The following is a 22790-nucleotide window of genomic DNA, read 5'->3' on the forward strand; positions in this document are numbered from 1 at the left end:
GCGACCCACCGTACTCAGCGCACGCCGGGCGCGCCCGCCGGGGCGGCCAGGGACTTGCGCAGGTGGACGAGCGTCAGGTGGTCCGCGACGCGCTCGCGGTGCGTCTCGGCGTATCCCGTCCGCCGGTACAGCCGCAGGTTCGCCTCGCTGAGGTGGCCGGTGAACAGCACGCACGCGTCGGCGCGGTCCGCGACCGCCGCCTCCAGCGCCGCCAGCAGCGCGCGGCCCAGGCCGCGCCCCTGGAGGTCGGGCGCGACGACGAGCCGCCCGACCAGGCAGGTGCTTCCGGCGAGCCGCCCCCGCACCGCGCCCGCGATCCGCGGGCCCGCGGTCGCCTTCAGCACCAGCGAGTCCGGACCGCCGACCGCCGCGCGGACCTGGTCGAGGGATTCGACCAGCGGCGCGATGAACGGGTCGCCGTACAACTGCGCCTCGGCGAGGTACGCGGCGCGCTGGACGGTCAGGATCTCGCCCGCGTCCGCCGGGACGGCCGGGGCGATCTCGAACTCCACCGGTTCCCCGTTCATCCGGTGATCCGCACCGTGACGGTCACGGGGCTGTGGTCGGACGGCCCGGTCGCGGCGACCGCGTAGTCGTCGAACGCCAGGTCGTCGGTGCCGAAGATCCAGTCGATCCGGTCCCCGTCGGTGCTGGTCGGGGTGCCGTCGCCGACGCCCGCCGCGCGCAACCCCGTACCGCTCGCCATCCGCATGATCTCGTCGGAGGCGGGCTCGGCGTTGAAGTCCCCGCCGATGATCGTGCGGGGCGCGCGGCTCCACGCCCGCAGCAGCGAGGAGACCTCCGCGAGCCGGTCGCGGCCGTGGTCGTCCCCGACCGCCAGGTGGGTGGACCACACGTCCATCGTCGTGGAACCGACGCGCAGCCGCGCCCACACGTACCCGCGGACCTGCGCCCAGTCGGTGCGGGGCATCCGGTCGGTGCCGGAGTCCTCCACCGGCAGCGAGGTGAGGATCGCGTTGCCGAACTGCCCATCGGCGGCCGGACCCCACAGCAGCTTCATGCCGAGCCGCCGCGACAGCCACACCGCCGCGTCGGTGGCGCCCGACAGCAGCGACCCGCGGCCCGCCTCCTGCAGCAGCACGACCTGCGGACGCTGCCGCTCGATCGCGCGCGCGACGGACTCGGGGTCGAGGCCGCCGTCGCGGTCGACGGCGTCGTGGATGTTGTAGGTCGTGACGCGGACCCGTCCGCCGCCGGGCGCGGGCGCGGGGTCGCCGGACGGGGCGGCCAGCGCGTACGCGCCGGTCCCGGCCAGCAGCACGACCGCCGACCCGCCCGCGGTGAGGGCGCGCAGCGGGACGCGCGCGGGCAGCGGCCCGCCGCGCGCCGCCGCGATGGCGGCGAGCGCGCCGAGCAGGACGCCCGCCAGCCCCGGCAGGACGTTGTCGGGCAGCGGCACCGCCTCGACCGTGCTGAGCGCGTACGGCACGAGCACCACGGCGATGAGGAACCCGCCGAGCCCGGCGGCGACGTCGATCCGCGAGACGGCCCCGCCCGTCCCCGAGCGGCGCAGCGGCGCGCGGCACGCGACGGCCAGCAGCCAGGCCGACAGGACCTGCCCGACGACCACGACGGGCAGGATCTCCACGCCCGACACCGCGTACGTGCCCGCGACCGCGCCCGCGCCGACGCCCAGCAGCGTCCCGCCGAGGACGCACACCCCGCCGGGCACCGCCCGCACGGCGAGGCCGGACGCCAGGAACGCCAGCGCCAGGCCCTGCCCGACGACGATGACGATGTGCGCGGTCGTCAGCGACTTCCAGCCCGCCGACGCGACGAACGCGGGGCTGGACAGCACGAGGATCTGCAGCGCCAGGAACGGCCCGAACGCGGCCGCGCCGAGCGCGTCCCGCCACGACACGCCGGGCGGCGGCACCGGCCCCGACGACAGCTCCCGGTACAGCGCGGCGGCCCCGAGCCCGACGAACACCAGGCACACCAGCCACGCCAGGACGCCGCCCTGCCAGACGGGGTCCCAGGTGCCGAACGCCATCTTCACGGCCGTGTCGGCGGCCAGGCCCGCGACGGTCGCGGTCGCGAACCCGACACCGGACAGGCCGCGCGCCCCCTCGTACAGCGCCGCGACGGCGAGCATCCCCACGGCGGTGCCGACGAACGCCAGCCACGCCTGCGGCCCGGCCGCCTGCGCGACGAGCCGCACCAGCAGCAGCCCGCCGATCCCGGCGGCCAGCAGCCCGCGCGGTCCGGCGGCGCGGCGGACGAGCGGGGCGAGCAGCCCGGCGAGGTAGACGACCAGGACCACGCCCGCCGCCGCGCCCGCGCCGAGCGCGTCGCCGGCGTGGTCGAGCTGGGGCAGGCTGAACCGCAGGACCTGCGCGAGGACCGCGACGGTGACGGCGATCAGCGCCAGCCGCGCCGGGCCGCGCGGGACGATGGACGGCCCGGCCGGGCCGGGCCCGCCCGGCCGGACGCCGGGCTCGGGGTCGGGGTAGGGACCGATGCCGGTGCGGGGGTCGGCGGAGTCGGTGCTGGCCACGTGAAGGATCGCTCCCGGGGGCGGGGATGAGGGCGGAAAACAGCTCACGGCCGGACGGTGTCCCTGGGGATCACCGTCCGGCCGTGCTCATACTGACTCATACTGCCATGCTCGCGGACCCGCGGCGGGCCGCGGGGCGGCGGCCCGGCCGGGCCGCCGCGAAGCGCCGGTCAGGGACCGGTCACTGCCCGCCGGACAGCTTCTCGCGCAGCGCCGCGAGGGCCTCGTCGGTCGCGAGCGCGCCGCCGACCTGCTCGTCGTCACCGCCGCCCGAGTACGAGGTCTCGCCGCCGCCCGTGGTGGCCGCGCCGCCGGTCTCCGCCTCGGCCTCGGCCTTGCGGGCCTCCTCGATCTGGCGCCGGTGGGCGTCGAAGCGGGCGCGGGCCTCGGCGTACTGCCGCTCCCAGGTCTCGCGCTGCTCGTCGAAGCCCTCGAGCCACTCGCCGGTCTCGGAGTCGAAGCCCTCGGGGTACTTGTAGTTCCCCTGGTCGTCGTACTCGGCGGGCATGCCGTAGAGGGTCGGGTCGAAGTCCTCCTCGTCGATCCCGGCCGCGCTCTCGTTGGCCTGCTTGAGCGACAGGCTGATGCGGCGCCGGTCGAGGTCGATGTCGATGATCTTCACGAAGATCTCGTCGCCGACCTGGACGACCTGCTCGGGGATCTCGACGTGGCGCTCGGCCAGCTCGGAGATGTGGACCAGGCCCTCGATGCCCTCCTCGACCCGGACGAACGCGCCGAACGGCACCAGCTTGGTGACGCGGCCCGGCACGACCTGGCCGATCTGGTGGGTGCGGGCGAACTGCTGCCAGGGGTCTTCCTGCGTGGCCTTGAGCGACAGGGAGACGCGCTCGCGCTCCATGTCGACGTCCAGGACCTCGACCGTGACCTCCTGGCCGACCTCGACGACCTCGGACGGGTGGTCGATGTGCTTCCAGGACAGCTCGGAGACGTGGACCAGACCGTCGACCCCGCCGAGGTCGACGAACGCGCCGAAGTTGACGATGGAGGACACGACGCCCTTGCGGACCTGGCCCTTCTGCAGCGTGTTGAGGAAGGTCTGGCGGACCTCGCTCTGCGTCTGCTCCAGCCAGGCGCGGCGGGACAGGACCACGTTGTTGCGGTTCTTGTCCAGCTCGATGATCTTGGCTTCGAGCTCGCGGCCGACGTAGGGCTGCAGGTCGCGGACGCGGCGCATCTCGACCAGCGACGCGGGCAGGAAGCCCCGCAGGCCGATGTCGAGGATGAGGCCGCCCTTGACGACCTCGATGACCGTGCCGGTGACGATGCCGTCCTCGTCCTTGATCTTCTCGATCGTGCCCCAGGCGCGCTCGTACTGGGCGCGCTTCTTGGACAGGATCAGTCGGCCTTCCTTGTCCTCCTTCTGGAGGACAAGGGCCTCGACGTGGTCTCCGACGGCGACGACCTCGTTGGGGTCGACGTCGTGCTTGATGGAGAGCTCACGGGAGGGGATGACACCTTCCGTCTTGTAGCCGATGTCGAGGAGGACCTCGTCTCGATCGACCTTGACGACGGTGCCTTCGACGATGTCGCCGTCATTGAAGTACTTGATGGTCTCGTCGATCGCCGCGAGGAAGGCTTCCTCGGACCCGATGTCGTTGACCGCTACCTGCGGGGTGGTCGAGGTGGCCTCGGTGCTGCTCGTCATGTGTCGGCTGGCTCCGGATACGGACATAGTCGGTGTCTTCGATGCGCGGAGGGCCTTTTTCCGCCCTGCCGAGGACCGGAGGGGACGCGGAGGTGACCGCGTCGTACACCGAACCGATGTCAACGACCTGACCGAGCGCGAGCCTGCTCCGTCCGAAGCGCACGCAAGCCCACAGCGCAGCGATCAGCATATGACAGGGACGTCGCCCGGTCAATCGGGGGGCGCGCCGGGGGGCGCGGGTCTTCAGTAGTCGCGTGCGTAGGAACGGAACGCGGGCGCGAGGTGCTCGACCGCCGCGGCGGGGAACGTCACCGTCGCGGGATCACCGTCCGATGTATAGCGCTCTCCGGGGTGCTTGTCCAGGTAGTCCAGCCACGCCGTCGAACAGAAGCGCTTGCAGTCGTTCTCCTTGATCTTGCCCTCGGAGCGGACGCGCGTGATCGCCCACCGGTCGAACCCGGTGCTGAACGGCGACTCCGACGGCTTCCACCCGGCCAGGAAGACCCCTTGGAACGCGTACCGCGACCCGTCCCGCTGCGCCCACGCCCGCTTGCGCGGCACCGCGCCGAACGGGTACGCGAACGTCGTCGTGTGCGCCCCGGTGAGCGACACGATGCGGTCCTCCATCCCGCCGATCTCCTTGCGGACGCCCTTCTCCGGCAGTCGCGACAGGTCGGCGTGCGTCACCGTGTGGTTGCCGATCTCGAAGCCGTGCGAGGTGAGCCACTTCAGGCCCTCGGCGGCGCGGTCGCCCATGTTGAACAGGTCGTCGTTGAGGTAGAACGTCGCGGTCGGCCGGAACCCCGGGTGGGCGCGCGCGACCTCCTCGATGATCGCGACGGCCGTGTCGGGCAGCGGCGCGCCGTTCGCGTCCAGCCCGAAGTGGCCGGGGCTGCTGTCGTCGAAGGTCAGCACGACCGGGTGGCGGCCCGCCGGGACGTCGATCCGCCCTGAGACGAACTCAGCGGCCGTGATCGGCGAGTAGCCCTCGTCGGCCAGCCGCGTCAGCTCCGTCCGGAACTCCGCGACCGACCGGTCCAGCGAGAGCTGCGGCTTCTTCATGATCCGGTGGTACATGATCACCGGGACTTCGCCCAGTTCGTTCGCCTTCACGGCGACGGCCTGCGCGGACGCGGCGCGGATCGGGGCGCTCGGATCGGGCGTCGGTGTCCGCGACGCGGGCGGGACGGCCGCGCGCGGCGTCGCGGACGGCGCGGCCGCGGACGGCGGCGCGGCGGCGGTGTCGGACCCGGCGCGGGCCGCCGTGCGCGCGGGACCGGACCGGTGCCGGTCGCCCGGCAGCGTCAGGCCCAGCACGACCGCGGCGACGACCAGGACGGCGGCGAGCTTGTGGAGGAGCGGCACGGGCCTCCCGTCGGGGCCGAACGTTAATGATCAAGGACAGGGTACGGCGCGGCGCCCCGCCGCGACAGGCCATCGCGCGGCGCGCCGCGCCCCCTTTCCCGCCGCATGTCACGACTCGGACCCGCCCATGAGGCGCGGGCCCGCAGGAAACGGCCCGCGACCGGCGCGCCCGGTCCGCGTCGTTCCGCCGCCCGCTGGGTAGCACTGCACTGAACGCACTTTTCGGCAGGACCGGAACTGGGAGGACGACGCGTGCGGCGGCTCACCCTGCTCGCGACCGGCGGAACGATCGCGTCCCGCGCCACGCCGCGCGGCCGCGCCGTGGCGCTGCGCGCCGCCGACCTGCTGCGCGACGCCGCCGAGGTCGGCCTCGATCCGGCCGTCCGGGTGGACGCGCGCGACCTCCCGGCGGCGAGCAGCTTCGCGCTCGACGTGCCGGGCGCGCTGGACATCGTCCGCGCCGCGACCGACGCCGCCCGCGACTCGGACGGCGTCGTCGTCACCTACGGCACCGACACGACGGAGGAGCTGGCGTTCCTCCTCGCGCTCTTCCACGACGGCCCCGCCCCGATCGTCGTCACCGGCGCGCAGCGGCCCGCCGACGCGCCCGGCCGCGACGGCGGCCGCAACCTGGCGGCGGCGCTGGCCTGGGCGGCCGCTCCGCAGGCCCGCGACACCGGCGCGAGCGTCGTGTTCGACGGCCGCGCCTGGCCCGCGATCGGCGTCCGCAAGGTCGACGCGCTCGGCCTCGCCGCGTTCGCTGCCCCCGGCCGCGGGCCGCTCGCGACCATCGACGAGACCGGCGTCCGCACCCACATCGCCGCCGTGCGGCGGCCCGCGCCGCTGCTCCCCTCGCCGCCCGCCGACCTGCCGCGCGTGGACGTCGCGGCCATCTACCTCGGCTGCGACGCCGCCGCGCTCGACGCCGCCCGCGCTGCCGGAGCGCGCGGGCTGGTCCTGGCCGGGACCGGTGCGGGGAACGCGCCGCCCGCCGTGGTCGAAGCCGCCCGCGCGCTGCTGGCCGACGGCGTGCCCGTCGCCGTGGCGAGCCGCACCGGCGCCGGGGCCGTCGTCGGCGCCTATGCGGGCGCGGGCGCCGACCTCGCCCGCGCCGGGGCCGTCTTCGCGGGCGACCTGTCGCCCTGGCAGACCCGGCTGCTGCTCGCCACCGCGCTCGCCGCGGGCGGAGACGCGCGCGGCGTCGCCGCCCAGTGCCGCGACTGGCTCGCCGAGGCGGGAGCGACCGCCCGACCCTGACCCGACACAGACCCGACGCAGACGACGCCGGACGCGGCACGAACCACGCGCCGGGGACGGCACAGGCGGCGTGCCGGGCGCACCACGGCACGGGCACGGACTCAGCGCGGGCTGAGCACGGGAAGGAAGCGATGCGGGTACGAGCACAGACACGGCACGGACCGCGTGCCGGACACGGCGCGGACGGAGTTCCGGACGCGGCGCGGGCCGCGCGGCGGGCCGGACGCGGCACAGGCGGCGTGCCGGGCGCGGCACGGGCGGCGTGCCGAGAACGCGACACCGGCGGCATGCGGTGCGCGACACGGACGGGCATGTCGAGGGCGGCACGGGCCGCGCGTCGGCAGTACGGCAACGATCAGCGGGGGGAACGATGGGCAAGGAGATTCTGGTCGGGTACGGCGTCGACGTGGACGCGGTCGGGGGGTGGCTCGGCTCGTACGGGGGCGAGGATTCGCCCGGCGACATCTCGCGCGGCATGTTCGCGGGCGAGGTCGGCGTCCCGCGGATGCTGGAGTTGTTCCGCCGCGCCGGGCTCACCGTGACGTGGTTCTGGCCGGGGCACTCGATCGAGACGTTCCCGGACGGGTTCGACGCGTGCGTGGGGGCCGGGCACGAGATCGGCGCGCACGGCTACAGCCACGAGAACCCGATCGACATGAGCCGCGAGCAGGAGATCGACGTCCTGGACCGCGCCATCGAGCTGATCGAGTCACGCGCGGGCCGCCGCCCGTCCGGCTACGTCGCGCCGTGGTGGGAGTTCTCCCGGATCACCAACGAACTGCTGCTGGACCGCGGCTTCCGCTACGACCACTCGCTGATGCACCACGACGTCCGGCCGTACTACGTCCGCAAGGGCGACACCTGGACGAAGATCGACTATGACAGCCCGGCCGAGACGTGGATGAAGCCGCTGCAGCGCGGGGAGGAGACCGACCTGGTGGAGATCCCCGCGTCCTGGGACCTGGACGACCTGCCGCCGATGATGTACGTCAAGGCCAACCCGAACAGCCACGGCTACGTCAACCCGCGCGACCTCGAACAGCAGTGGCGCGACCAGTTCGACTGGACGTACCGCGAGCACGACTACGCGGTGTTCGTCATGACCGTCCACCCGGACGTTTCGGGGCGGCCGGGCGCGCTGCTCATGCACGAGCGGCTCATCGACCACATCGGCGGCCACGACGGCGTCCGCTGGGCGACGTTCGACGAGATCGCCCGCGACTTCCAGCGCCGCAACCCGCGCTGAACCGGGCCGGGGCCGTGCGGCCCCGGCCCGGCGCGCGGGCCCGGCGCGTGGTCAAGCGCGCGGACCCGGCACTCGGGTCAAGCACGCGAGCACGCGGGTCGAGCACGCGGGTCAGCGGCGCGTCAGTGCGCGGCCTCCTGCCAGGTGCGGCCGGTGCCCATCGACACCTCCAGCGGGGCGCGCAGCGCGTACGCGCTCGCCATCTCGCCGCGCACCAGCTCGCGCAGCGCGTTCGCCTCGCCGGGCGCGACCTCCAGCACGAGTTCGTCGTGGACCTGCAGCAGGATGCGCGACCGCAGCGCGCGCTCGCGCAGCGCCCGGTCCACGTTGAGGCTCGCGACCTTCACGATGTCGGCCGCCGAGCCCTGGATCGGCGCGTTCAGCGCCATCCGCTCGGCCATCTCCCGGCGCTGCCGGTTGTCGGACGTCAGGTCCGGCAGGTAGCGGCGGCGGCCCAGGATCGTCTCGGTGTACCCGTCGCGGCGGGCCTGCGCGACGACGTCCTGGAGGTAGTCGCGGACGCCGCCGAACTGCTGGAAGTACTCCTCCATCAGCCCGCGCGCCTCCTCCGGCGAGATCCGGAGCTGCTGCGACAGCCCGTACGCCGACAGCCCGTACGCCAGCCCGTAGTTCATCGCCTTGATCCGCGCGCGCAGCTCGGAGTCGATCTGCTCGGGTGGCAGCCCGAACACCCGCGAGGCGGTGATCGTGTGGAAGTCCGCGCCGGACCCGAACGCCTCCAGCAGCGCCTCGTCGCCCGACAGGTGCGCCATGATCCGCAGCTCGATCTGGCTGTAGTCGGCCGTCATCAGCGACTCGTAGCCCTCGCCGACGACGAACGCCTCCCGGATCTGCCGGCCCTCGGCCGTGCGGATCGGGATGTTCTGCAGGTTCGGGTCGGTGGACGACAGCCGGCCCGTCGCCGCGACCATCTGGTTGAACGTCGTGTGGATGCGGCCCGAGTCGTCGGCCATCGGGATCAGCGAGTCCACGATGCTCTTGAGCTTGGCGACCTCGCGCCAGCGCAGGATGTGCTCCAGGACGGGATGCCCGTCCTTGGCGAGCAGGTTCGTCAGCGCCTCGGAGTCGGTGGTGTAGCCGGTCTTGGTGCGCTTGGTCTTCGGCAGGCCCAGCTCGTCGAACAGCACCTGCTGCACCTGCTTGGGCGACCCGAGGTTGAACTCGTGGCCGACGGCGGCGTGCGCGTCCTGCTCCTCCTGCTTCACCTGCCCGCCCAGCGACGACGACAGCCCCGCCAGGTGGTCGGCGTCGACGGCGATGCCCGCGCGCTCCATGCCCGCCAGCACCCGCACCAGCGGCAGCTCCACCTCGTGCAGCAGCCGCGTCGCGCCCCGGTGCTCCAGGTCTCGGTCCAGGGCGTCGGCCAGCTCCGCGACCGCGCGGGCGCGCAGCGCCAGGTCCCGCGCGGCCTCCTCCTCACCGGACCCGTCGAGGGTGAGCTGCCCGGAGTCCTCCGACTCGTTCGTCAGCCCGCGGTGCAGGTACCGCAGCGCGAGGTCGCCGAGGTCGAACGTGCGCTGGCCCGGCAGCGCCAGGTAGGCGGCGAGCGCGGTGTCGCTGGTGAGGCCGTCGAGCTTCAGGCCCCGCGCGTACAGCGCGAGCATCGGGCCCTTCGCCTCGTGCATCGCCTTGGGCCGGGACGGGTCCGCCAGCCACGCCGCCAGCGCCCGCTCGTCGTCGGCGACGAGCTGCACCGGGTCCAGGGTGACGGCCGCGCCGCCCGCCGACGCCAGCGCGACGGCCGTCAACTCGCCCGTGCCGCGCGCCCACGACCCGGTGACCGCGACGCCCGTCCGGCCGGACGCGGTGTTCTCCGCCAGCCACGTGCCGAGCGCGCCGGGCTCCAGCTCGTCCAGCTCGACCTCAAAGCCTTCCTCGGCCTCGGGCTCCACCGCCGACAGCGACGCGTACAGCCGCTCGCGCAGCACCCGGAACTGCAGCGAGTCGAACAGGGTGTGGATCTCGTCGCGGTCCCACTGGCCGATCTTCAGCTCGGTGGGGGCCGAGTCCAGCGCGACGTCGCAGTCCAGCTTGTTGATCTGCTGGTTGCGCAGCACGTCGCCCAGGTGCTCGCGCAGGTTGTCGCCCGCCTTGCCCTTGATCTCCTCGACCTTCGCGACAAGGGTGTCGAGGTCGCCGTACTTGGTCAGCCACTTGGCGGCCGTCTTCGGGCCGACGCCGGGCACGCCCGGCAGGTTGTCGCTGGACTCCCCGACCAGCGCCGCCAGCTCCCGGTACCGCTGGGGCGGCACCCCGTACTTGGCCTCCACCGCCGCCGGGTCCATCCGGGCCAGCTCAGACACGCCGCGGATCGGGTACAGCACCGTGACGTTCCCGTCCACGAGCTGGAACGCGTCCCGGTCGCCGGTGACGATCAGCGTCTCCATGCCCGCCTCGGTCGCCCGCACCGACAGCGTCGCGATGATGTCGTCCGCCTCGAACCCCGCGACCGACAGCCGGGGGACGCGCAGCGCGTCCAGCACCTCGAAGATCAGGCTGACCTGGCTGCGGAACTCGTCGGGCGTCTTGGCCCGGCCCGCCTTGTACTCGTCGTACGCCTCGTGCCGGAACGTCGGCTCCGACCGGTCGAACGCCACCGCGATGTGCGTCGGCTGCTCGTCGCGCAGCACGTTGATGAGCATCGAGGTGAAGCCGTACACCGCGTTGGTCGGCTGGCCGTCGGTCGTGGAGAAGTTCTCCAGCGGGAGCGCGAAGAACGCCCGGTACGCGAGGGAGTGCCCGTCCAGGAGGAGGAGCCTGGGCTTGTCAGGGGTCGGTGCTGTCGTGGCCACACGTGGACTCTAGTCTGCGCGTACGACAGTTCGAGGGAGGCTTCATGACAGACGAGCTGCGGCGACTCGCCGAGAGCATGGGCGAGGTGTCCGGCGATCTCGCGCGCTCGATGGGCATCGAGTTCCTGGAGGCCGCGCCCGAACGCGTCGTCGGCCGGATGCCCGTCAAGGGCAACACCCAGCCGTACGGGCTGCTGCACGGCGGCGCCTCCTGCGTCCTCGCCGAGACCCTCGGCTCCATAGGCTCCGCGCTGCACGCCGGGGAGGGCCGCATCGCCGTCGGCATCGAGATCAACGCCACCCACCACCGGTCCGCGACCGAGGGGTTCGTCACCGGCGTCGCCACCCGCGTCCACGGCGGTCGCACCCTCGCCACCTACGACATCGTCATCACCGACGAACGCGACCGGCGCGTCTGCACGGCCCGGCTGACCTGCATGCTCCGCGACGCCCCCGCCTGATCCGCCCCTCCCGTCCGGACCACCCCCTTTGCGGTGGACGGCCCCGGCTCGCTACCGTGCATGGGAACGGCCCGGGGTCACCGAGTAGACAACGCGCGCGTCCGGCGACGGTCCGCACGGCCCCAAAGGTGACCCCGGGCCAAACCCTTCCCCGGCGCACCGCCCCGGCCTACCGTCGGGCCATGCCCCGGACCACGCGCCGCCGCGCCGCCGGCCTCCTGCTCGCCCTCGCCTGCGCCCCGGCCGCCTGCTCGGCCCGCGCCGAGCGCCCCGACCCGCCCGCCGCCTACGACGTGCCCGCGCGCACCGCCCGGCCCGGCGAGACCGCCGTCCGCGGCGCGACGGCCGACAGCGGCGAACTCTCCTTCCGCGTCATCGGCCTCACGACGGGCCTCACCGAACTCGCGGGCAGCCACGCCGAGATGGCGCCGCGCGGCCGCTTCGCCCGCGTCCGGATCGTCGTCGCCAACACCGGCCGCACCGGCCAGACCTTCGACGCCCGCGACCAGCGGCTCGTCACCGCCGACGGGACGGTCCACGGCCGCGACCAGGAGGCCGACCTCGTCAAACGCCAGCCCGACGGCGAACTGGAGATCGGCGCGGGCGTGCGCGTCGAACTCGACCTCTGGTACGACATCCCGGTCGGCGCGCGGCCCGCGGCGCTGCGCGTCGTCGGCGGCGCGCCGCTCGGGGCCCCCACCGGCAAGGCCCCGCCCGCCGACATCAAGCTGCCGTGAGGACGGGGCCGTCCGGTCCTACTCCGGGTCCGCGGTGATCGGCGCGTCCGCCGCGCCGCCCAGGTACGCCGCGCGGACCTGCGGATCGTCCAGCAGGTCCGCGGCCGGCGCCGACTTCACGATCCGGCCCGTCTCCAGCACGTACGCGCGGTGCGCCACCTGCAGCGCCTGCGCCGCGTTCTGCTCCACCAGCAGCACCGTCGTGCCCCGCCGATTGATCTCCACGATGATCGAGAAGATCTGCTGGACCAGCATCGGCGCGAGCCCCATCGACGGCTCGTCCAGCAGCAGCACCTTCGGCCTCGCCATCAGCGCCCGCCCGATCGCGAGCATCTGCTGCTCGCCGCCCGACATCGTCCCGCCCAACTGGTCCTTGCGCTCGGCCAGCCGCGGGAACAGCTCGTAAACCTCCGCCAGCTCCTTGGACGTGTCGCCGCGCCGCGCGTACGCGCCCATCGCCAGGTTGTCGGCCACCGTCATCCCCGGGAACACGCCGCGGCCCTCCGGCGACTGCCCGATCCCCGCCAGCACCCGCTTGTGCCCCGGCATCCGGCTGATGTCCCGGCCGTCGAACACGATCCGGCCCCGCGACAGCGGACGCAGCCCCGAGACCGTCTTCAGCGTCGTGGTCTTGCCCGCCCCGTTCGCGCCGATCAGCGTGACGATCTCGCCCTCGCCGACCTCCAGCGACAGCCCGCGGATCGCCGCGATCTTCCCGTAGTGGACGTGGACGTCCGCCAGTTCAAGAAGCATCGGCCGGAGCCCCCAAATACGCCTCGACGACCCGCGGGTCGTTCTGCACCTCCGCCGGCAGCCCGTCGGCGATCTTCTGCCCGAAGTCCAGCACGGCGACGCGGTCGCTGATGCCCATCACCAGGCTCATGTCGTGCTCGATCAGCAGCACCGTCCGGCCCGAGTCGCGGATCTTGCGGATCAGCGCCTGCAGCTCCAGCTTCTCCGCCGGGTTCATCCCCGCGGCCGGCTCGTCCAGCAGCAGCAGGCCCGGCTCCGTCGCCAGCGCACGCGCGATCTCCAGCCGCCGCTGGTCGCCGTACGGCAGGTTCTTGGCCGCCTCCTCCGCCCGGTGCTCCACCCCGACGAACCGCAGCAGCTCCAGCGCCCGCTCCCGGCCCTCGCGCTCCTCCCGCCGGTGCCACGGCAGGCCCAGCGCCGCGCCCGCCAGGCCCGTCCGGTGGTGGGCGTCCGCGCCGACCATCACGTTCTCCAGCGACGTCATGTTGTGGAACAGCCGCACGTTCTGGAACGTCCGCGCCACACCGAGCTTGGTCACCGCGAACCGCTTGCGGCCGTCGATCCGCGTGCCGCCGAACAGCACCCGGCCCTCCGTGGGCCGGTACACGCCGGTGATGACGTTGAACACCGTCGTCTTCCCGGCGCCGTTCGGGCCGATCAGCGCGAAGATCTCGCCCTTGCGGACCGTCAGGTTCAGCCCGTTGATCGCGACGACGCCGCCGAACCGCATCGTGAGGTCCCGCAGCTCCAGCAGCGCCTCGGGCGCAGTCGGGGTCTCCGCCGGACGCTCGTCCGTCTCGCTCATCCGGCCACCTCAGCCTTCACCTCGTGCGGATCGCCGTCCGGGCCCGCGACACCGGCCCCCAGGCCGCCCATGCCGCCCGTGCCCTCCTCCAGCTCGGCCTTGCGCCGCCGCGACGGCAGCAGCCCCTCCGGCCGCAGCGCCATCATCAGCACCAGCGCCAGCCCGAAGAACAGCATCCGGTAGTCCTTCAACTCCCGGAACCGCTCCGGCAGCCACGCCACGATGAACGCGCCCAGGATCACTCCGGGCAGGTTCCCCGCGCCGCCGAGCACCACCGCCGCCAGGATCAGCGCCGACACCATGAACTCGAAGTGCGCCGGATTCAGCGACGTCACCTGCGCGCCGTACAGCACCCCGGCCGAACCGCCGATCGCCGCGCCGATCGCGAACGCCGCCAGCTTGAACTTGAACGTCGGGACGCCCATCAGCTCGGCCGCGTCCTCGTCCTCCCGGATCGCCGCCCACGCCCGGCCCACCCGGCTGCGGTTCAACCGGACGACGAACACGATCGCCACGATGATCGCCGCGAGCATCAGGTAGTAGTACGGACGCGCGTCCAGCACCCCGTACTCGAACGGCGCCAGCCCGCCCAGCCCGAGCGACGTGAACGGTTCGACGTCCGGAATCGACCAGTCCGTCAGCGTCGGCGGATGCGGAATCCCCGAGATCCCGTTCGGCCCGCCGATCGCGGGCGTGTTCCGCGCCGTGATCCGGATGATCTCCCCGAACCCCAACGTCACGATCGCCAGATAGTCACCGCGCAACCGCAGCGTCGGCGCACCCAGGATCACGCCCGACAACGCCGCGACGACGATCCCCACCGGCAGGATCTCCCAGAAGCTCCAGCCGACCTTCTCCCCCAGGATCGCCATCGTGTACCCGCCGATCGCGAAGAACGCGACGTACCCCAGGTCCAGCAGACCGGCCTGCCCCACCACCACGTTCAACCCGATCGCCAGCAGGATGTACCCGCCGATCGGGAAGAACAGCAGGTCCGCCCAGTTGCTGTCCGGCGACATGACGTTCCCGACCGCGTCCGCGGGCAGCAGCACCGCCCCGACGATCAGCAGCAGGTACACCGACCACCGGACGGGCCCGGACGCCGAATCCCACCACTCGCGAACCCCGCGCAGCGCCGCGCGCGCCCTCGTGAGCCAGGACACCGAACCCCCCTTGTCCGCACGCGCGCCGCTCATGCGCGCGCCCGCTGCAGCGACTCGCCGAGAATCCCGGTCGGACGGAACATCAGCACCAGCACCAGCACCGTGAACGCCACCACGTCACGCCACTCCGGCCCGAAGAACGACGACCCGTACATCTCCAGCAGCCCCAGGACCAGGCCGCCCACCAGCGCGCCCCGCAGATTCCCGATGCCGCCGAGCACCGCCGCCGTGAACGCCTTGATCCCCAGCAGGAAACCGACCATGTACTGGGTCTCCTCGAAGCGCATCATGTAGAGCGCCGCCGCCACCCCGGCCATCGCGCCGCCGAGCGCGAACGTCGCGATCACGATCCGGTCGATGTTCACACCCATCAGGACGGCCGTCTCCGGGTCCTGCGCCGTCGCGCGGATGCCCCGGCCCAGCCGGGTCCGCGCCACGAACTGGTCCAACGCCACCATCATCAGCAGCGCGCCCACGAAGATGATCAGCTTGTCGCTGCGGACGTCCACCGGACCGATCGAGAACAGATGGACCGGATTCGCGAAGTCGTTCGACTGAACCGGGAGGTAGCCGCCCTCCTTCGGCCGGTCGAACACGGTGGGGATCACCACCAGCGCGAAGAACTGCTGCAGCGCGATCGACGCGCCGATCGCCGACAGCAGCGCCGCCAGCCGCGACGCCCCCCGCTTGCGCAGCGGACGGTAGGCCAGCAGCTCCAGCAGCACCGCCGCCCCGCCCGACGCCACACCCGCGACGACCGCCAGCACGACGACGACGCCGATCAGCGCCACCGTCCCCACCGGCGTCGTGATGCCCATCGCCTCCACGGCCCCGACGGCCGCGAACGTACCGATCATGAAGATCTCGGAATGCGCGAAGTTGATCAGCCGCAGCACGCCGTAGACCATCGTGTAGCCGAGGGCCACCAGCGCGTAGATCGCGCCGAGGGACAGGCCGTCCACCGTCGACGGCCAGAATTGGTCAAGGAAACTGTTGAACACGATGAGGCCGCCTTCGTCGAGAGGGCGGGGACACCGACGCGCCCCCGCCCCCGCGCGTCACCAGACCGCCCGCGCGGAGCGGGCGGGTCGCTAGTCGGAGAGCTTCGCCGTGTTGGCGTCGCCGATCAGCGGCAGAGTGTCGCCCGTGACCTGGTACACGTAGATCGCACTGCTGGCCGGGTCACCCTTGTCGGTGAACTTGATCTGCTTCGAGACGCCCGGCACGTCGATCGTCTTCAGGAAGTCGTTGATCTCCTCGGGCTTGGTCTTGCCCGCCTTGATCGCCGTGATGAACGCCGTCGCCGCGTCATAGCCCTCGGCCGAGTAGATCGCCGTGTCGGAGTTGTACTTGGCCTTGTACGCCTCGGAGAACTTCTTCGACGCCGGGCTCGCCTTGCCCGTCGGGTCGATCAGGCACGGGCACCCGATCACCGAGCCGTCCGCGTTCTTCCCGCCCGCGCCCTTCGCCAGGCCCTTGTCCAGCGAACCGTCGCCCGACAGGAACCGCGCCGTCACCCCGGCCTCGCGGAGCTGCTTGATCAGCTTGCCGCCCGCCGCGTAGTAGCCGCCGAAGAAGATCGCGTCCGGCTTGAACGCCTTCGCCTGGTTCACCGTCGCCGAGTAGTCCGACGCCTCCGGGTCGATCGCGCTGACCTGCGTCGTCGCGCCCTTGCCCTTCACCGTGCCCTCCACGGTCGTCCCGAGCGGCTTGCCGTACTCGGAGTTGTCGTGGATGACGAACACCTTCTTGGCGCCCAGGCCGTTGGTGATGAACGTCCCGATGCCCGCGCCCTGCACGTCGTCGTTCCCGACGATGCGGTGGAAGAACTTCCAGCCGTTCGCCGACAGCGCCGAGTTGGTCGCGGACGCCGAGATCATCGGGACCTTGCCCTCTTCCATGACGGGCCCCACCTGCTGGGTCTCACCCGAGAACGCCGGGCCGACCAGACCGACGATCTTGTCCTTCTGGATCGCCGTCTTCGCCAGCGGCACCGCCTGCTCGCCCTTGCCCTGGCTGTCGTAGGTCTTGAACTTGATCTTGATCTTGGGGTTCGTCGCGTTGTACTCGTCGATCGCCATCTGCGCGCCCTTGCTGGGCGGGATGACGATCCCGGACGCCTCACCGGTCAGGTCGCCCATGAACCCGATCGTGACCGAATCCTTGTCCCCCGAGCCGCCGCCCGAGTCTCCGCAGGCGGAAGCGCCGATCGCGAGCACCGCGCCCAGAGCCACGGCACCCGTGGCCCGCATGAAGTTGCGCCGCAAGGTGTCAACCTTTCTTCCGGATCCGGAAGGGGATCGGGTACGAGTCAGATCCCGGCGCCGCCCCATCAGAAAACGGTCACTCCGGGATCAGCTATGTCGTACACCGTGGCGGCACAACGTCGCCAGAGGTCGGCACTCGAAGGGTTATTCGTTCGTTACGCCACCGTGGCCATTCGCACCCGGCCCGGCCAGCGCCGTTCACGGAAAGTGAATCCCGCCGATCTTTGGAAGGGGTGGATCGAACGCTGATTTCGGTCCGACCGAAATTCGCTTTGTTTCCGCGCCGTTTCAGGCGCGCGACGGACACGTGACGCGGATCGGCCGCATTCCGGTCAGCCGAATACCGGGGAACGCCGCGCGCGGTCGGCCGGGCTCAGCCCGCCGCCGACTCCCCGGCCCCGCCGCCCGCCGCGCCCGACCCGCCGGACGCGCCCGCCACGACCGCCTCCGCCACCGCCCGCATCGTCAGACGGCGGTCCATCGACGTCTTCTGGATCCACCGGAACGCCTCCGGCTCGCTCCAGCCGTGCGCCTGCTGCAGCAGCCCCTTCGCACGGTCCACGACCTTGCGCGTCTCCAACCGCTCCGAGAGGCCCGCGACCTCCGCCTCCAACGCCCGCAGCTCCGTGTACCGGCTCACCGCGACCTCGATCGCCGGGGCCAGGTCCGTCTTGCTGAACGGCTTGACGAGATAGGCCATCGCCCCGGCCTCCGTCGCCCGCTGCACCAGCTCCCGTTGCGAGAACGCGGTGAGGATCACGACGGGCGCGATGCGGTCGGCCGAGATGCGCTCGGCGGCCGAGATCCCGTCCAGGACGGGCATCTTGACGTCGAGGATCACCAGGTCGGGCCGGTGCTCGACGGCCAGCCGGACGGCGGTCTCGCCGTCCCCCGCCTCGCCCACGACCTCGTACCCGTCCTCCTCCAGCATCTCCTTGAGGTCCAGCCGGATGAGGGCCTCGTCTTCTGCGATCACAACTCGCCGAGCGGTCTCCGTCACGCCCCTGAGACTACCGGGAGCCGCTAGCATGGTCGGAGCCAGGTGGGGCTTGTCCCTGTAAGGCCCCGACCCGGCAAGGATGTCCGAAAAATCTGGATAAATGCCCCGATAGCCCAATAGGCAGCAGGCAATGGTCTCAAAAGCCATAAAGTGTGGGTTCGAGTCCCACTCGGGGCACATGACATAAATCGCCACCCATTACGGGTGGCGATTTTGTCGTACCCCTCTGTGACGATCGAGGCATGCATCCTCCCGAGGCACGAAAGCTCGCCCTGCGCCTACTGGCGTCCGGGCTCACGGTCCGCGAGATCCACCGCCAGACCGGCATACCGCGCCAAACCCTGTACTACTGGAAGAAAGACCCGGAGAAAGCGGCCGCCCGGGTCGTACCGACGTGCCCGCACTGCCACAGCCGAACCTTGGACGGCCGTCCCTACTCCTACGTCCTCGGCCTCTACCTCGGGGACGGGCACATCGTCCGGTCCCGCAAACCCGAGGTGTACCGACTCGAAATCACCTGCGCCGACAGTTGGCCCGGGTTGATCGAGGAGGCCGCCCGCGCGCTCTCCGAGGTCATGCCTGGACAGGCGATCGGTCGCCGTAAATCCACGGGCTGCACCAACGTCGGCGCGTACTCCAAGCACTGGCCGTGTCTGTTCCCTCAGCACGGTCCCGGACTGAAACACACACGGAAGATCGAACTCGTCCCGTGGCAGCAGGAGATCACCGACGAGTTCACCGGTGATTTTCTCCGGGGCCTCATCCACTCGGACGGATACCGGGGCATGAACCGCGTCAAGCGTCCCGTGAACGGTGAGGACCGCTGGTACGAGTATCCGCGCTACAGCTTCTCCAACCGCTCGATGGACATCCAGCGGATGTTCACCGACGCGCTGGATCGGCTCGGGATCGCCTGGCGGCAGATGAACCGGTGGAACGTCTCAGTGGCGCGGCGGGAGGCGGTGGCGCGGCTGGACGAGTTCGTCGGGCCGAAGTACTGATCGCGCCGTGTCCGGCGAGCGGCTGCGGCGCGCTCCCCCGTCCCCCGGTGGGGGCCGGAACCGGGGACACAGCAGGGACCGAAATGCCGTAATGGGACCGAAACCCGGCGGCCGGGTCGTGCCCCGGCCGCCTGGTGGGCGAGCCCCGGTGGCGCGGTGCGTCCGGGGCCGCGGGTCAGGTGGGGACGGCGATGGCGTCGCCGATGCGGTGGACGCGCAGCGCGTTGGTGGAGCCGGGCGTTCCGGGCGGGGAGCCGGCGACGATGACGACGCGGTCGCCCTTCTGGTAGCGGCCGATCTCCAGGAGCGCGTGCTCGACCTGGCGGACCATGTCGTCGGTGTGGTCGACCTGGGGGACGATGAACGTCTCGACGCCCCAGACGTGGGCGAGGCGGCCGCGGACGGCGGGCACGGAGGTGAACGCCAGCAGCGGGATCGGCGACCGGTAGCGGGAGAGGCGCCGCGCGGTCTCGCCGGACATGGTGAAGGCGACGAGGGCCTGGGCGCCGACGGTGGCGCCGACTTCGGCGGCGGCGCGGGCGATGGCGCCGCCGACGGTCTCGGGGATGCGGTCGAGGGTGTGGGTGGCGTGGAGGACGGATTCCTCGGCGGTGGAGACGATGCGGCTCATGGTCTCGACGGCGAGGATGGGGTATTGGCCGACGCTGGTCTCGCCGGAGAGCATGACGGCGTCGGCGCCTTCGAAGACGGCTCCGGCGACGTCGGAGGTCTCGGCGCGGGTGGGGCGCGGCGAGGAGATCATGGATTCGAGCATCTGGGTGGCGACGATGACCGGGCGGGCCTTCTCGCGGCAGAGTTCGATGGCGCGTTTCTGGACGATGGGGACCTGTTCGAGGGGGAGTTCGACGCCGAGGTCGCCGCGGGCGACCATGATGCCGTCGAAGGCGGCGACGATCTCGGGGAGGGCGTCGACGGCCTGGGGTTTCTCGATCTTGCCGATGAGGGGGACGCGGACGCCCTCCTCGTCCATGATCTTGTAGCAGATGTCGGCGTCGGCGGGGGTGCGGACGAAGGAGAGGGCGACGAGGTCGACGCCGAGGCGGAGGGCCCAGCGGAGGTCCTCTTCGTCCTTGTCGGTGAGGGCGGGGACGCTGACGGGGACGCCGGGGAGGTTGAGGCCCTTGTTGTCGGAGACCATGCCGCCGACGGTGACGGTGGTGTGGACGCGGGGTCCGTCGACCTCGGTGACCTGGAGGGCGACGCGGCCGTCGTCGATGAGGACGGTGTCGCCGGGGCCGACGTCGCCGGGGAGTCCGGTGTAGGTGGTGGAGACCTGTTTGCGGGTGCCGGGGACGTCGTCGGTGGTGATGGTGAAGGCGTCGCCGAGGGTGAGGCGGACGGGGCCGTCGGGGAAGCGCCCGATGCGGATCTTGGGTCCTTGGAGGTCGGCGAGGATGCCGACGCCGCGTCCGGTGGCCTCGGCGGCGGCGCGGATGCGGTGGTAGACCTCTTCGTGGCCGGCGTGGTCGCCGTGGCTCATGTTGAGGCGGCAGACGTCCACTCCGGCGTCGACGAGGGCGCGGATCTGCTCGGCGCTGGAGCAGGCGGGTCCGATGGTGCTGACGATCTTCGCTCGACGGGTCACGACACAAAACTACTTAGTTACCAGTCGGTACCCCTATTCGTGCAGGATGTGGCCATCCGCGATTCACGCAGTGGTCCAGCCCAAAGGTCTAGACCACTGCGGAACGCGGGTGCCGGGACGGCCGTCAGGAGGCCGCGAAGACGTCGGCGGCGGTCTTGGTGAACGCCGGGATGTCGGCGGGCTTGCGGCTCGTGACGAGCGTGTTGGGGCCCGCCTCGCAGACCTGGACCTCCTCGTCCACCCAGGTCGCCCCCGCGTTGCGGAGGTCGGTCCGGAGGCTGGGCCAGGACGTCAGGGTCCGGCCGCGCGCGACGTCGGCCTCGGCGAGCAGCCACGGGGCGTGGCAGATCGCGGCGACGGGCAGTCCGGCGTCGAAGAACGCGCGGACGAACGCGACGGCGGCGGGGACGGTGCGCAGGTAGTCGGGGTTGGCGACGCCGCCGGGCAGGACGAGCCCCGCGAAGTCGGCGGCCTGGACGTCGTCGACGACGGCGTCGACGGGGAAGGCGTCGGCCTTGTCGAGGTGGTTGAACCCGCGGATCTCGCCGGGGTCGGTGGAGATGAGGCGGAGGTCGGCCCCGGCGTCCTTGAGGCCGTCCCAGGGGCCGGTCAGCTCGGCCTGCTCGACGCCTTCGGGGGCGGCGAGGAAGGCGATGGTCTTGCCGTTCAGGTCGCGTGCCATTGCGGTGGCCTCCTTGTTCTGGTCGGGTTCGGGTGCCCCTGCCCGTCCGGGCGGCTGGTATGCAGGGACGTGATGGATCAGACGGAGTACCGCGAAACGGCCGCGCCGCCGGTGGCGGGGCTGGCGTGCGCGTGGACGGCGGGGCTGCCGGCGGCGGCGGCGGGACCGGCCGTCCAGCGGGTCGTGCCGGACGCGTGCGTGGACGTGGTCTGGTGGCCGGGCGGCGGCGGGCTGCTGGTGGCGGGGCCGGACACGGGCCCGGCTCCGGCGGTGCTGCGGCCGGGCGACCGGCTGGCCGGGGTGCGGCTGCGGCCGGGCGCGGCGGGCCCGGTGCTGGGCGTGCCGCCCGCGGCGCTGCGGGACGCGCGCGTTCCGCTCACGGAGGTGTGGGGCGGCGCGGCGGACCGGCTGGCGGAGCGGCTCGCGGCGGCGGACGATCCGGCGGCGGCGCTCGCGGCCGGCATCGCGGCGCGGGCGGCGGCCGCTCCCCCGCCCGATCCGCTGGCGGCGCCGCTGGCGCGGGCGCTGGCGGCGGGTTCGGTGCGGGACGCGGCGGCGGCGCTGGGGCTGGGCGAGCGGCAGGTGCGGCGGCGGGCGGTGGCGGCGTTCGGGTACGGGCCGAAGACGGTGCAGCGGGTGCTGCGGTTCCAGCGGGCGCTGCGGCTGGCGCGGGCGGGGCGGCCGCTGGCGGAGGTCGCGTGGGCGGCGGGGTATTCGGACCAGCCGCACATGGCGCATGACGTCCGCCAGCTCGGCGGGGTTCCGATCCGGTCACTGTTGTGACGGCGGGGGCGGTCAGCGGGCTCCGGGCCAGGGGCCGGGCGGCCGGTGGTCGAGGGTTTCGGCGGTGACGCGGACGTCGTGGACGCGGAATCCGCGCGCCTGGTAGTTCTTCAGTGCGGTGGGCCCGTCGGTGGAGCAGGTGTGGACGCGGACGCGAGCGGTGGGTTCGCGGCCGGGCCAGCGGTCGGCGAGGTCCCAGGCGCGGGCGGTGCCGGTGCTGAGGAGGTGGCCGCCGATGCCGCGTCCGGTGAAGGCGGGCAGGAGGCCGAAGTAGGCGATCTCGACGTCGCCGCCGGGTCCGGGGTCGAGTTCGAGGTATCCGGCGGGGGTGCCGGACACGTGGGCGATCCAGGTCTCGGCGCCGGGGCGGCGGAGCCAGTTGTCCCACTGCTCGTAGGTCCAGCCGAGGCGGTCGACCCAGTGGTAGTCGCCGCCGACGGCGGTGTAGAGGAAGCGGTTGAGTTCGGGGCTGGGGATCTCGGCGCGGGTGACGGTGACGGGTTCGCCGGGCGGGGCGGCGGCGGGCCGCAGGTCGGCGGCGGAGAGCTGTTCGAGGTACCAGGTGGTGACCTCGACGCGGCGGGTCGGCATCGGTTCCCCCTCGGTGCTGTGCCCCGGTGTCCCCCGGCGCCCCTCAGTGTCCCCCGGTTCGTCCCCCGGTCGGGCG

Annotated in this window: 20 protein-coding genes and 1 tRNA gene; 7 read left to right on the top strand and 14 right to left on the bottom strand. The window is 72.5% G+C overall.

Going from position 1 to position 22790, the window contains the following annotated elements:
* Positions 1-14: 14 nt before the first annotated feature.
* The 4 genes from G339_RS0108535 to G339_RS0108550 all read right to left on the bottom strand — a co-directional run bounded on the left by G339_RS0108535 (position 15) and on the right by G339_RS0108550 (position 5549).
* Positions 15-527 carry a GNAT family N-acetyltransferase gene (locus G339_RS0108535; protein WP_033322600.1) on the bottom strand — a complete coding sequence of 171 codons (513 nt, stop codon included), beginning with the start codon at positions 525-527 and terminating at the stop codon, positions 15-17.
* Positions 524-2518: an endonuclease/exonuclease/phosphatase family protein gene (locus G339_RS0108540; protein ID WP_019630653.1), complete on the bottom strand. Its 1995-nt coding sequence runs from the start codon at positions 2516-2518 to the stop codon at positions 524-526. Before G339_RS0108540 ends, G339_RS0108535 begins: the two co-directional genes overlap by 4 nt.
* Positions 2519-2699: 181 nt before the next feature.
* On the bottom strand, positions 2700-4184 hold the full coding sequence (gene rpsA / locus G339_RS0108545) for a 30S ribosomal protein S1 (protein ID WP_019630654.1): 1485 nt from the start codon (positions 4182-4184) through the stop codon (positions 2700-2702).
* A 243-nt stretch (positions 4185-4427) separates the two neighbouring features.
* On the bottom strand, positions 4428-5549 hold the full coding sequence (locus tag G339_RS0108550; RefSeq protein WP_019630655.1) for a polysaccharide deacetylase family protein: 1122 nt from the start codon (positions 5547-5549) through the stop codon (positions 4428-4430).
* A 252-nt stretch (positions 5550-5801) separates the two neighbouring features.
* Between G339_RS0108550 and G339_RS0108555 the strand changes: the two genes are divergently transcribed.
* Together G339_RS0108555 and G339_RS0108560 are read left to right on the top strand one after the other, a co-directional pair.
* Entirely contained in the window at positions 5802-6806 is a 1005-nt protein-coding gene (locus G339_RS0108555) for an asparaginase (RefSeq protein WP_019630656.1), read from the top strand.
* A gap of 370 nt (positions 6807-7176) precedes the next feature.
* Positions 7177-8052 (top strand): polysaccharide deacetylase family protein, encoded by an 876-nt coding sequence (locus G339_RS0108560; RefSeq protein ID WP_019630657.1) that lies wholly within the window; start codon positions 7177-7179, stop codon positions 8050-8052.
* Between the two features lie 122 nt (positions 8053-8174).
* Here G339_RS0108560 and polA read toward each other — a convergent pair whose 3' ends face one another.
* The gene (polA, locus tag G339_RS0108565; protein ID WP_019630658.1) at positions 8175-10865 is read right to left on the bottom strand and encodes a DNA polymerase I; all 2691 of its coding nucleotides are present in this window, start codon (positions 10863-10865) and stop codon (positions 8175-8177) included.
* A gap of 44 nt (positions 10866-10909) precedes the next feature.
* On the opposite strand from polA, the gene G339_RS0108570 reads away from it, so the two are divergent.
* On the top strand, positions 10910-11326 hold the full coding sequence (locus G339_RS0108570) for a PaaI family thioesterase (protein WP_019630659.1): 417 nt from the start codon (positions 10910-10912) through the stop codon (positions 11324-11326).
* 182 nt (positions 11327-11508) lie between these two features.
* Positions 11509-12063, top strand: coding sequence for a DUF4352 domain-containing protein (locus tag G339_RS0108575; protein ID WP_019630660.1), 555 nt, complete (start codon positions 11509-11511; stop codon positions 12061-12063).
* An 18-nt stretch (positions 12064-12081) separates the two neighbouring features.
* On the opposite strand, the gene G339_RS0108580 is transcribed toward G339_RS0108575, so the two are convergent.
* The 6 genes from G339_RS0108580 to G339_RS0108605 all read right to left on the bottom strand — a co-directional run bounded on the left by G339_RS0108580 (position 12082) and on the right by G339_RS0108605 (position 18081).
* Positions 12082-12816, bottom strand: coding sequence for an ABC transporter ATP-binding protein (locus G339_RS0108580; protein WP_019630661.1), 735 nt, complete (start codon positions 12814-12816; stop codon positions 12082-12084).
* Positions 12806-13621: an ABC transporter ATP-binding protein gene (locus G339_RS0108585; protein ID WP_019630662.1), complete on the bottom strand. Its 816-nt coding sequence runs from the start codon at positions 13619-13621 to the stop codon at positions 12806-12808. The genes G339_RS0108580 and G339_RS0108585 overlap by 11 nt, the downstream gene beginning before the upstream one ends.
* Positions 13618-14784, bottom strand: coding sequence for an ABC transporter permease subunit (locus G339_RS0108590; RefSeq protein ID WP_019630663.1), 1167 nt, complete (start codon positions 14782-14784; stop codon positions 13618-13620). Before G339_RS0108590 ends, G339_RS0108585 begins: the two co-directional genes overlap by 4 nt.
* A 29-nt stretch (positions 14785-14813) precedes the next feature.
* Positions 14814-15785, bottom strand: a complete 972-nt coding sequence (locus G339_RS0108595; RefSeq protein ID WP_026341269.1) for a branched-chain amino acid ABC transporter permease — start codon at positions 15783-15785, stop codon at positions 14814-14816.
* A 90-nt stretch (positions 15786-15875) separates the two neighbouring features.
* Positions 15876-17036, bottom strand: a complete 1161-nt coding sequence (locus tag G339_RS0108600) for a branched-chain amino acid ABC transporter substrate-binding protein (protein WP_026341270.1) — start codon at positions 17034-17036, stop codon at positions 15876-15878.
* A gap of 388 nt (positions 17037-17424) precedes the next feature.
* Entirely contained in the window at positions 17425-18081 is a 657-nt protein-coding gene (locus G339_RS0108605; protein WP_051107796.1) for an ANTAR domain-containing response regulator, read from the bottom strand.
* A 72-nt stretch (positions 18082-18153) separates the two neighbouring features.
* Here G339_RS0108605 and G339_RS0108610 point away from each other — a divergent pair.
* Together G339_RS0108610 and G339_RS0108615 are read left to right on the top strand one after the other, a co-directional pair.
* Positions 18154-18228, top strand: a tRNA-Leu gene (locus G339_RS0108610).
* Positions 18229-18293: 65 nt separating this feature from the next.
* Positions 18294-19052: a helix-turn-helix domain-containing protein gene (locus tag G339_RS0108615; RefSeq protein WP_019630667.1), complete on the top strand. Its 759-nt coding sequence runs from the start codon at positions 18294-18296 to the stop codon at positions 19050-19052.
* A gap of 175 nt (positions 19053-19227) precedes the next feature.
* Here the strand turns inward: G339_RS0108615 and pyk are convergent, their stop codons facing one another.
* Entirely contained in the window at positions 19228-20658 is a 1431-nt protein-coding gene (gene pyk, locus G339_RS0108620) for a pyruvate kinase (RefSeq protein WP_019630668.1), read from the bottom strand.
* 124 nt (positions 20659-20782) lie between these two features.
* Positions 20783-21340 carry a type 1 glutamine amidotransferase domain-containing protein gene (locus tag G339_RS0108625; protein WP_019630669.1) on the bottom strand — a complete coding sequence of 186 codons (558 nt, stop codon included), beginning with the start codon at positions 21338-21340 and terminating at the stop codon, positions 20783-20785.
* Between the two features lie 72 nt (positions 21341-21412).
* Here G339_RS0108625 and G339_RS0108630 point away from each other — a divergent pair, with 72 nt between their 5' ends.
* Positions 21413-22123 carry a helix-turn-helix domain-containing protein gene (locus G339_RS0108630; protein ID WP_019630670.1) on the top strand — a complete coding sequence of 237 codons (711 nt, stop codon included), beginning with the start codon at positions 21413-21415 and terminating at the stop codon, positions 22121-22123.
* Between the two features lie 12 nt (positions 22124-22135).
* Here the strand turns inward: G339_RS0108630 and G339_RS0108635 are convergent, their stop codons facing one another.
* Positions 22136-22714, bottom strand: coding sequence for a GNAT family N-acetyltransferase (locus G339_RS0108635; protein ID WP_019630671.1), 579 nt, complete (start codon positions 22712-22714; stop codon positions 22136-22138).
* Positions 22715-22790: the final 76 nt, after the last annotated feature.

This window comes from Actinomadura atramentaria DSM 43919, assembly GCF_000381885.1.
Classification (GTDB): domain Bacteria; phylum Actinomycetota; class Actinomycetes; order Streptosporangiales; family Streptosporangiaceae; genus Spirillospora; species Spirillospora atramentaria.